This window comes from Pseudomonadota bacterium, from assembly GCA_018817425.1.
Lineage (GTDB): Bacteria > Desulfobacterota > Desulfobacteria > Desulfobacterales > RPRI01 > RPRI01.
Window position 1 is genome coordinate 1 of record JAHITX010000108.1, and the last position, 2427, is coordinate 2427.

A 2427-nucleotide genomic window follows, 5' to 3' on the forward strand; every position below is an offset into this window, starting at 1 on the left:
TGCAGATTGACCCCAGTGGCAGATCATTCCATGACGCGTCCGAAAATATGGCTCCCCCGTTCGGGTTCATCGCCTATCGAAGCTCATGGGGCCTGACACTTTCTTCATGTTCGGCCCTTCAGTGGGGTGAGTCCTCCACGATATCCTCCGCATATGCGGGTCGTGGCTCGTTTCCAATCGTCATACCGCCACTGACGATGTCCACACCTACTATGGCCTCTGCTGACTTCTGCCCGGTCACCCTGCATGTTGCCATGTAAGGCGCTTCCGCATGATGCGACCGCAAGCCGGACAGATCTCCCCGGATAAGAACGTGAACTTTCGCTACACAACCGCTGCATTTACCCTATCTCCCGAATCCTGGGCTTCGTTATGTTGTGCTAACTCACCCGGAGACTGGGCCTTATATGCTGTTTCTGTTCGTCGGCTCATAGCTTTGCACTTAGGGTCGGCCGCTCCTTTCAGTCGCTTTCGCCTTCGGCTCACCTTCCGCTTCGCTCCGCCTTCAGACCTTCCCTCACGGAAACGCCTCACAGAAACGCCCTTGCCTTCGGCTAATGTTTATGCTAATGAAATTAACCATTAACAGGATTCACACATAGGGGACATTCTATACTCCTTATGTCAATCAAAAACATTAATATTATAAATACTATATAATCAGCCAATTACGTCCTATGCCAAATTGAGGACACAACTATAGTAATGCACTTTTTGAAGTACTTTTTGGTTTCGGCGGTTCTCTCATTCAGCGAATTCTTTATCTAATAGTTACGTTTATCCGGCATACCAGCTAAGACACTAGTCACCACATCATTCCTTATCCAGATTAAAGAATTCAGAAAGAAGCCCTTTTTGTCCCTCCCGGAGTTGTTTCGCTCCAACTTTCACTTGCGGGCTTTCTCACCGAACATGCCAAGGCATTATTTATTTTGGTTTAATATAATTTTTTTATGCTATTTCAATCCGTCATTAAATAGCTTGGATTGAAAGTCTCGTTGTTCTTAAGCATTGTCCATGCAATTACCAATAACTTGGCAGCCAGTTTTACTCGCATTTTTGTCCTAATGCCTCGTTCCCCGTGACGGCCATCTATCATGTCATGAAAAAGCCTTCTGAAGATTTCATTACAATTTGAAGCAACCAACCCTGCCTGGTATAGTCCATATCGCAGATCGGTATCACCTTTTTTGGATATGACCGGAACACTGTCAGTGCTGGTTTTACCGCTACGATTTGCATTAAGATCAAGACCGGCTAAACGAATCACTTGTTTGCGACTTTTAAACCGGAACGGATTGCCGATGGTTGCCAAAACTAAAGCGCTTATATAGGGTCCAAATCCTGGTATGGTCTGCAATAAACTATAACCATACAAATTTTCGCATACGGCTTTCATTTCGGCCATTACTTGTGAAACTTCTTGTCTCACTTTGCGTATTCTATCAACTGTCATTTGTGCTTCAAATACTGTTGCTGAGTTTACCGGCAACCCAACCGAGGTTTCGGCCAAATCATATATCTTTCTTAAACGTTGAACCTGCCGATCCCCGCGATCTTTTGTTGTTACATGCTTCACAAACTCTTTAAAATCAGTTGACACAATTTTACGAGGGTCCAGATACCAACGGATAACGGCAAGATCTTCATCTGCACAATTTTTCAAATAACAGTCTGCCTCCGGAAAATATTTGGTCAAAAGGCTGTTTCTTATTTGCATTCTTAAACGATGCTCTTCTTTTTTAAGCCTTTTTCTTAATGATAAAAGGTTTCTAAGTCCAATAAGATCATCCTCCGGATATTCATAAAACTGACATTTTGCCTGGCCTATTAAATCAGCTACGTTGGCGCTGTCTTTAGAATCATTCTTATCCCAACGGCCATCTAAAAGCTGCCTGTTATCCTTAACAGCTTTTCCTCCGACAAGTACTACTTCATAACCACTTTTAATCAGCCAATTAGCCAAAGGCTTATGATAATTCCCGGTTGGCTCCATTCCAAATATTACCAGCTCCAGTTGATGCTGGGATATAAGAGCATTTACCTGTTCGATTAATCTCATATAGCCTTTTCTGTCATTGCTGAAAAGCAATCGCTTCCACAAAGTTTTGCCATATGCCGTGCCAAAAAAAGCATGGTTTTTATTTTTTGCTATATCAATCCCCACTATCAGGTGTTTCCTTGAAATACGTATTGTCGAACGAAATTGACAGAAATAACTATACCTGCTAACTTCATCAATCATTTAAATAACCTCCTTTTATCAAATAGTGTTTTCTCAAAAATCGTATTTATCTTATCAGGAGGTTATTTGTTTATCTGCGCGATAATAAATTATTTTTATACTACGTGTGGGGATATGTTCTATTGTTATTTTAATATATAACTTACACCCCATAAATTCACGCCCATGCCGGGCGTACACAA

General features: G+C 42.1%; 3 protein-coding genes. All 3 read right to left on the bottom strand.

The genetic code is table 11. The features are described from left to right. Positions 1-104: 104 nt before the first annotated feature. Positions 105-341: a hypothetical protein gene (locus KKC46_18560; GenBank protein ID MBU1055806.1), complete on the bottom strand. Its 237-nt coding sequence runs from the start codon at positions 339-341 to the stop codon at positions 105-107. Continuing rightward, complete coding sequence (locus KKC46_18565; GenBank protein MBU1055807.1) at positions 325-534, bottom strand: hypothetical protein; 210 nt, start codon at positions 532-534, stop codon at positions 325-327. Before KKC46_18565 ends, KKC46_18560 begins: the two co-directional genes overlap by 17 nt. A gap of 427 nt (positions 535-961) precedes the next feature. Next, complete coding sequence (locus tag KKC46_18570; GenBank protein MBU1055808.1) at positions 962-2245, bottom strand: IS110 family transposase; 1284 nt, start codon at positions 2243-2245, stop codon at positions 962-964. Positions 2246-2427: the final 182 nt, after the last annotated feature.